The organism is Magnetospirillum sp. WYHS-4 (assembly GCA_039908345.1).
Lineage (GTDB): Bacteria > Pseudomonadota > Alphaproteobacteria > Rhodospirillales > GLO-3 > JAMOBD01.
The window spans coordinates 19783-27458 of record JAMOBD010000045.1 but is presented as its reverse complement, the minus strand read 5'-3'; the positions used below and the strand labels follow the sequence as shown (position 1 = coordinate 27458).

Genomic DNA, 7676 nt, shown 5'->3' with positions numbered 1-7676 from the left:
CGTCCTGGTGGCCGGTTCCGGCTGCCGCCCGGCGGCCGAAGCGGCGGCGCGCATCGCCGGCGTGGCACGGGTCTGGGTCTGCGACGCCCCCGCTTGCGCCGATCATCTTCCCGAGGTCCTGGCGCCCTTGGCGGCCGGCTTGGCCCGGGAATGCAGCCATGTCATCGCGCCGGCGACGGCGGCCGGCAAGAACCTTTTGCCGCGCGTCGCGGCGCTGCTGGACGCGGCGCCGGTTTCCGACGTGGTCCGCATCCTGGGGCCGGATACCTTCCAACGTCCCATCTATGCCGGCAACGCCTTGGCCACCTTGCGTTCGGCCGATCCCGTCAAGCCGTTGACCGTCCGCACCACCGCCTTCGCTCCGGCCCCGACCGAAGGCGGAACGGCGTCCGTGACGGATCTGCCGGCGCCGACGGCCGACGACCGGGTGCGCCTGGCGGGCCGCGACCTGACCGAAGGCGGCCGGCCCGATCTGACCGCCGCCCGGGTGGTGGTGGCCGGCGGGCGCGGCCTGGCCGGGCGGGAGAACTTCCGTCTGATCGAAGCCCTGGCCGACGCCCTGGGCGGCGCCGTGGGGGCCTCTCGCGCCGCCGTGGATTCGGGCTACGTGCCCAACGACTGCCAAGTGGGCCAGACCGGCAAGGTGGTGGCGCCGGAACTCTATGTCGCCGTCGGCATCTCGGGCGCCATCCAGCATCTGGCCGGCATGAAGGACAGCAAGGTTATCGTCGCCATCAACAAGGACCCCGACGCCCCGATTTTCCAGGTCGCCGACTACGGCCTGGTGGCGGATCTGTTCACGGCCCTGCCGGACCTGATCCGCCAGATCGAAACCAATAAAACCTGAAATCGCGCAACCCCTCCGCCAGGAGACATCGCCATGCAAAGAAAGATACGTGAAATCAAGAAGATCGGCGTCATCGGCGCCGGCCAGATGGGCAACGGCATCGCCCATGTGGGCGCGCTCGCCCACTATGACATCGTGATTATGGACGTGAAGGAAGAGGCCCTTCAGAAGGCCGTCGGCCTGATCGACAAGAACATGGCCCGCCAGGTTTCCAAGGGCAAGATCAAGCAGGAGGAAATGGACCTGGCGATGAAGCGGATCGGCACCGCCACCGGCATGAGCGGCCTTGGCGACTGCGATCTGGTGATCGAGGCGGCCACCGAGAACGAGCAGGTCAAGAAATCGATCTTCAAGGACCTTTGCCCGCACTTGAAGCCGGAAGCCCTGATCGCCACCAACACCTCGTCGATTTCGATCACCCGCCTGGCGGCTTCGACCGACCGCGCCGGCCAGTTCATCGGCATGCACTTCATGAATCCGGTGCCGGTCATGGAACTGGTGGAACTGATCCGCGCCATCACCACCGAGGAAGATACCTTCCAGGCCGTCTACCAGGTGACACTGAAGATGGGCAAGACACCGGTGAGCGCCGAGGACTTCCCGGCCTTCATCGTCAACCGCATCCTGCTGCCCATGCTGAACGAGGCGGTCTATACGCTTTACGAAGGGGTAGGGTCGGTGGAAGCCATCGACGCCGCCATGAAGCTGGGCACCCACCATCCCATGGGGCCGCTGGAACTGGCGGACTTCATCGGCCTGGATACCTGCCTGGCGATCATGAACGTGCTGCATGAAGGCCTGGCGGACACCAAGTACCGCCCCTGTCCGCTGCTGGTGAAGTACGTCGAGGCCGGCTGGCTGGGCCGCAAGACCGGCCGCGGCTTCTACGACTATTCGGGCAAGAAGCCGGCGCCCACGCGCTGACCCACCCGTCCGGTCCCGGAAAGTAAAAGCCCGGCCTTGCGGCCGGGCTTTTCTTGTCGGTATCGATCCCGGCCGGCGCAAGGCCGGCCGGGACGAAAGGGGTGTTACGCCCTCTCGAGGCTCGGATAGCGAACGTGTTCCACCAGCTCCTGGATTTCCTTGGAAGGAGCCGGGGTGACCATGCTCACGACGAACATGATCAGGAAGCCGAGCGGCACGCCGAACAGGCCCGCCGAGATCGGCTGGATGTCCCACCAGAGCTGAGCCGGGACCGCACGCGGGATACCGAAGAATATCTCGCGCAGCCACGGCTGGGTGGTCGCCATGTAGTAGAACGTGATGCCCACGCCCGCCGACATGCCGAGAGTGGCGGCAAGGCCGGTGGCACGCTTCCAGAAGATGCCCAGCACCAGCGCGGGGAAGAACCCGGCCGCCGCCAGCGAGAAGGCCGCGGACACCAGGAACAGGATGTCGGCCGGCTTCTGCGCCGCCACCATCGCCGCCGCGAGGGCGACGACCAGCAGCAGGATCTTGGACAGCATCACGCGACGGGACGTCGGCGCGTTCGGATCGATCATCTTGTAGTACAGATCGTGCGACAGCGCGTTGGCGATGGTCAGCAGCAGACCATCGGCGGTGGACAGCGCCGCGGCCAGGCCGCCGGCCGCCACCAGGCCCGAGATCACGTAGGGCAGGCCCGCGATCTCCGGCGTGGCCAGCACGACGATGTCGCCGCCGATGGCGATTTCCGCCAACTGCACGATCCCGTCCTTGTTGACGTCGGTGATGGTCAGCAGCGTCGGATCGACCGCCTGCCACGACTTCACCCAGGCCGGCAAGGCGGTAAACGCCGTGCCCACCACGTCGTTGTAGATCACGAACTTCACCAGCACGGCGAGCGCCGGGGCGGTGAAGTAGAGCAGGAAGATGAAGAACAGCGACCAGGTCACGGAGGCCCGGGCTTCCTTCACCGAAGGCGTCGTGTAGTAGCGCATCAGGATGTGGGGCAGCGCCGCGGTGCCGATCATCAGGCAGAAGATCAGCGCCAGGAAATTCTTCCGGGCGATGTCGCGGGCCGCATCGTCCTTGGCCGGGAAGGCCTCGCCGTGACGCAGCGGCGGTGCGGCGCGCGCGCCGACCGCCTTTTCCTTGGCATAGGCGCCCTTGGCGGCGGTTTCGTCGGCCGGAAGCTTGGCGAGCGCCGCTTCGGCCTTCGCCACCGCGTCCGCGTTGCCGGCGGCCTTGGCATCGTCCACGGCCTTCTCGGCCGCGGCCTTGCCTTCGGCCATCGCCTTGGGAATATCCTTCAGCTTGACGTCGGCCGCCGCTGCCCGCGCCTTGAAGGCGTCGCGGACCTCGATCTCCTTCGGATCGACGATCAGCTTCGCCTCAAGAGCCGTCACCTTTTCCAGCTGCTTGCCGTAGACGAGCTGCGGGATCGGGAAGCCGGTCTGCTGGATGGACAGCCACACCACCGGGATCATATAGGCGATGATCAGGATGATGTACTGGGCCACCTGGGTCCAGGTGACCGCCCGCATGCCGCCCAGGAACGAGCAGACCAGGATGCCGCCCAGGCCGAGGAAGATGCCAAGCTCGAACGCCACGCCGGTGAGGCGGGTGGTGATCAGGCCCACGCCGTAGATCTGCGCCACCACGTAGGTGAAGGAACAGAGAATGGCGATGACGATACCCACGAAGCGCGGCGTGTGGCCGCCGTAACGGGCGCCCAGGAAGTCGGGAATGGTGAACTGCCCGAACTTGCGCAGGTAGGGAGCCAGCAACAGGGCCACCAGGCAGTAGCCGCCGGTCCAGCCCATGATGAAGGCCAAGCCCGAATAGCCGCCCGCATAAAGACCGCCGGCCATGCCGATGAAGGAAGCGGCCGACATCCAGTCGGCGCCGGTCGCCATGCCGTTGAACAGGGCCGGCACCCGGCGTCCCGCCACATAGTATTCGGCGGCGTCCGAGGTGCGGCTCATGATGCCGATGCCGGCGTAGAGCAGAACCGTGAGCGCCAGGAACAGATAGCCGATCCAGGTGCGCGGCAGGCCCATCTGCTCGGCGATGGCGAGCAGGATCACGAACACCACGAAGGTGCCCGTGTACATGCCGTACACCTTCTTGAGCTGGGACGTGAAGTCCTTTTGAGATTGTCCTTCCCCGAACATTATTCGTCTCCCTCGTGGACGCCGTATTCCTGGTCCAGCGTGTTCATGTATTTCGCATAGAACCAGATGATGGCGATGTAGATGACCAGCGAGCCCTGAGCGCCCATGTAGAAGGCGAAGGGCCAACCGAAGAAGTTGAAGTCGAGGGAGCGGGCGAAGTACCCGATGACATAGGTCACGACGAACCACAGCACCAATAGAATGGCGGTGATCGTCAGGTTCTTCGACCAATACTCCTTGTGTTTTTCGGTAAGTTGCATGATTCCTCCCAACTCTATCGTAGTAAGTCTGCGATGACTTCGATGGATCGTCTCAGTCCGTCTCCTTGGTGTTTTGGTCTCATCTCAGTGGGGGCTTTCCACCCCCGCCTTGATTCCGGTTTCGCGTTCGAGCAGCCGGGCGACCTGCGGCTCGAATTTGGCCAGCCGGCGAATCACGGTTTCCGCCCGCTCGGTCTGGCCGAGCCGGCAGTAGGCGTGCGCCAACTGATACCAGCCGTAGGGACTCATCGGCTGGAGTTCGGTGTTTTTCTTGAGGGCGGCAACGCCTTCCTCGACTTGGCCCATCTTGATCTGGGACAGGGCCAGGCCGTACCAGGCGCGGTCCAGCTTGCCGTCCAGGGCGATGGCGCGGCGGAAGCTGGCGATGGCGTCCTCGTGCCGGTCGTCCTCTTGTTGCAGGAAGCCCAGATTGAACCAGCTCGCGGCCTGATCGGGCGCCGTCTCCAGGATCTGGTGGAGCAGGGCGATGGCTTCGCCGCGGGCGCCATGGATGGCCTTCAGGTGGGCCAGGGCCGCCAGCACGTCGGGGTCGCGTGGCTTCAGCGCGCGAATCCGTTCCCAATAGTCGATGGCCACCGCGGGCATCTTGAACAGCGTCGCCCAGATGGCGATCAGCTTGAAATACCAGACGTTCAGCCAAATGCCCATCAGCCCGCCCCCTCGATCATCAGGTCGCGGCGGATGAAGATCAGCGCCACCCAGGCCCAGAAGATCAGCAGGAAGGCGACCACCGGCACATGTCCGTCGTCGACGATGCGCGGCGTGATCGCACGCGTCAGGCGCACCACGGGCGAGGTCAGGAAGCGCAGGGAACGATAGATGACATTGCCTTCGTGGCGGCCGAAGCTGAGCACGCGCACCAACGCCTGGGCGATGAACAGCAGCCCGACGAACTTCGTCACTTCATGGATGGCGGCGAGTACGAATTGCACCCTGCGCGTCCCCGTCCCCTGAATCGGCCCGCGACTTGGATTTGTCGCCGGTCCGCATTGCGAAACTCCCAACGATCCCGACGGGCGATGCGCCCTGACGCCTTGCCGGCGTTCTTGGCGGAGCGTCCCGCGCCCGGAGACCACAGCGTTGTTCGTAGCATCAACATCAGGCGACCACAAGAAATTCCGTGTTTCCTAATATGCCTGGGCGGCCCGATCAGGGATTGCCCGTATATTTACGATGGAATCATGTTCTTTTCGGCGGCCGTCGCGTCGGGTTGCAAAGTCGCCGGTCCGTGTCATGATGCGACCGGGCCGTCGCAAGGGGCCCGTCGGAACTGGGAAGCAACGTGCCGAAAGCAAGAAGCACTTCAGCGGGAAGCCGCGTGTCCGGAGCCAACGATGTCGCCCGGCCAAGCCTTTAGCCGCCTGTTCGGGGCGCTGGGCGCCGTTCTCGTGGTGGTGGTGGGCGGCGTCCTGTGGTCATCCCTGGAAGCCGCCCTCGACGGCGATATCGAGCGCGTGAAGCTGTTCTATCCCCGCTATCTCGGGATATCGCTGCTGTTGCTGCTGCCCATCGTCGGCGGCTCCTGGTTCCTGGCCGTGCGCAGGGTGGCAAAGCCTCTCGATCACATTCTGGGCGTGGTGGTCGATGCGACCCATATCGGCCGCGACGAGGGGCTCGGGCTGCCCGCGGGCCATGCGCTGGGCACCCTGCCGGAGCGCGTCGACGAACTCATGCGGGCCTTGAGCCTGTCCCGGGCCGCCACCCAGGACGCCATCGCTTCGGCGACCTCGGCGTCCCAGTACCAGAAGGGCCGGCTGGAGGCCATCCTTTACGACTTGGCGGAAGGCGTGCTGGTCTGCAACCTGAACCATCAGGTGATGCTCTACAATCACCGCGCCCTGGGACTGCTGCACGGGTCCGGGCAACTGGGGCTAGGGCGGTCGGCTCTCGCGGTGCTGACCGCCGATCCGATCCAGCATGCCTTGGGGCAGTTGAAGGAGAGGGCGCTGGGGGGAGGAGCCACGGCGCAACCCCACGAACGGACGGTGTCCTTCGTCTGTTCGACGCGTGCCGGCGACACCACCCTCGATGCCCGCATGTGCCTGGTGCCCGGCCCGGACGGTTCGGCGGGCGGCTATGTGCTGACCCTGACCGACGTCACTGCCGCCATGGTGCAGATCGCCCACGGCGATTCTCTGCTGCGCGAGGCCATCGAGGGCATGCGCCCGCCGGTCGCCAACCTGGTGGCCGCCCTGGAGACCACGGCGTCCAGCCCCGACATGCCGATGGAATTGCGCCGTTCCTTCGACGACGTGGCGCTGGCCGAGGCCAGCGCCCTGGCCCGCCGACTCGAGACCCTGTCGGCCAGCTACCAGCAAGGTCGGGGCAGCCATTGGCCGGTGTCCGACATCCAATCGATCCACGTGATCGGCGGCGCGGTGCGCCTGATCAATGCCGAAGGCGCCGCGCGGGCCACCATGACCGGCCTGCCCTGCCTGCTGTCGGGCGACGAGTACATCCTGACCCTGGGCCTGGTCACCTTGGCCCAGAAGGTGATCGAGCATACCCGTATCGATTTCCTGGACATCGCCGCCGATCCGGGGCCGAACCACGTCTACATCGACATCGTCTGGCACGGGCGTCCCATTCCGTCGGCCACCCTGGAAGGATGGCTGGACGAACGCCTTTCCGACGTGATGGGCGGGTTGACGCTACGCCAGATGCTGGAACAGCAGGGCAGCGCGCTGTGGAGCGAAAGTCCGCGCCCCGGCGAATCGCGCCTGCGCATGCCGCTCAAGCCTGGCGAGCGCGCCCAGGCCCGGGCCAGCGACACCTTGCCCTCGCGTCCGGAGTTCTACGATTTCTCGCTGCTCGGTCTGGAGGGAAGCAAGGCGGGCGCCGACCGGTTGCTACGCGACTGCGCCTTCGTCGTCTTCGATACCGAGACCACGGGTCTCCGGCCCTCGACGGGCGATCAGATGGTTTCCATCGCCGGGGTGCGGGTCTTCCAGGGCCGCATGCTGAGCGGCGAAACCTTCTCGCAACTGGTCAATCCGGGCATGTCCATCCCGACATCTTCGATCCGCTTTCACGGCATCACCGACGACATGGTGGTCGGCCAGCCGGACCCGGCCGAGGCGCTGGACCGATTCCACGGCTTCGTCGGCGACGCGGTGTTGGTGGCGCACAACATCGCCTTCGACATCACCTTCATTCGCATGCAGGAGAAGAAGCTGGGCTACGCTTTCGACCAGCCGCTTCTGGACACCCTTTTGCTGTCGGCCTTCCTCTACCCGGAAATCGAGGACCACAGCTTGGACGCGGTGACCGCGCGCCTGGGGATCGAGGTCGAGGGCCGCCACACGGCCCTGGGCGACGCCATGGTCACCGCCGCCGTCTTCGTGCGCCTGATCGAGATGCTGGAGACGCGGGGCGTGAAGACGTTGCGCGACGCCGTCTCCGCCTGCAACAAGGTCACCTCCATCCGCCAGATGCAGGCCAATTTCTGATCGA

7 protein-coding genes are annotated in these 7676 nt (G+C 65.6%); 3 read left to right on the top strand and 4 right to left on the bottom strand.

Annotated elements, in window-relative coordinates:
* Both H7841_12930 and H7841_12925 read left to right on the top strand, forming a co-directional pair.
* Positions 1-847 (top strand): FAD-binding protein (locus H7841_12930; protein ID MEO5337777.1); only part of this gene is annotated, 847 nt, incomplete at its 5' end.
* 33 nt (positions 848-880) lie between these two features.
* Positions 881-1771 carry a 3-hydroxybutyryl-CoA dehydrogenase gene (locus H7841_12925; GenBank protein ID MEO5337776.1) on the top strand — a complete coding sequence of 297 codons (891 nt, stop codon included), beginning with the start codon at positions 881-883 and terminating at the stop codon, positions 1769-1771.
* A gap of 104 nt (positions 1772-1875) precedes the next feature.
* Here the strand turns inward: H7841_12925 and H7841_12920 are convergent, their stop codons facing one another.
* The 4 genes from H7841_12920 to H7841_12905 form a co-directional block, all read right to left on the bottom strand.
* Positions 1876-3942: a cation acetate symporter gene (locus H7841_12920; protein ID MEO5337775.1), complete on the bottom strand. Its 2067-nt coding sequence runs from the start codon at positions 3940-3942 to the stop codon at positions 1876-1878.
* On the bottom strand, positions 3942-4202 hold the full coding sequence (locus tag H7841_12915) for a DUF4212 domain-containing protein (protein ID MEO5337774.1): 261 nt from the start codon (positions 4200-4202) through the stop codon (positions 3942-3944). Before H7841_12915 ends, H7841_12920 begins: the two co-directional genes overlap by 1 nt.
* An 84-nt stretch (positions 4203-4286) precedes the next feature.
* The gene (locus tag H7841_12910) at positions 4287-4871 is read right to left on the bottom strand and encodes a tetratricopeptide repeat protein (GenBank protein ID MEO5337773.1); all 585 of its coding nucleotides are present in this window, start codon (positions 4869-4871) and stop codon (positions 4287-4289) included.
* Complete coding sequence (locus tag H7841_12905) at positions 4871-5155, bottom strand: hypothetical protein (GenBank protein MEO5337772.1); 285 nt, start codon at positions 5153-5155, stop codon at positions 4871-4873. The genes H7841_12910 and H7841_12905 overlap by 1 nt, the downstream gene beginning before the upstream one ends.
* Before the next feature lie 402 nt (positions 5156-5557).
* On the opposite strand from H7841_12905, the gene H7841_12900 reads away from it, so the two are divergent.
* Positions 5558-7672: an exonuclease domain-containing protein gene (locus H7841_12900; protein MEO5337771.1), complete on the top strand. Its 2115-nt coding sequence runs from the start codon at positions 5558-5560 to the stop codon at positions 7670-7672.
* Positions 7673-7676: the final 4 nt, after the last annotated feature.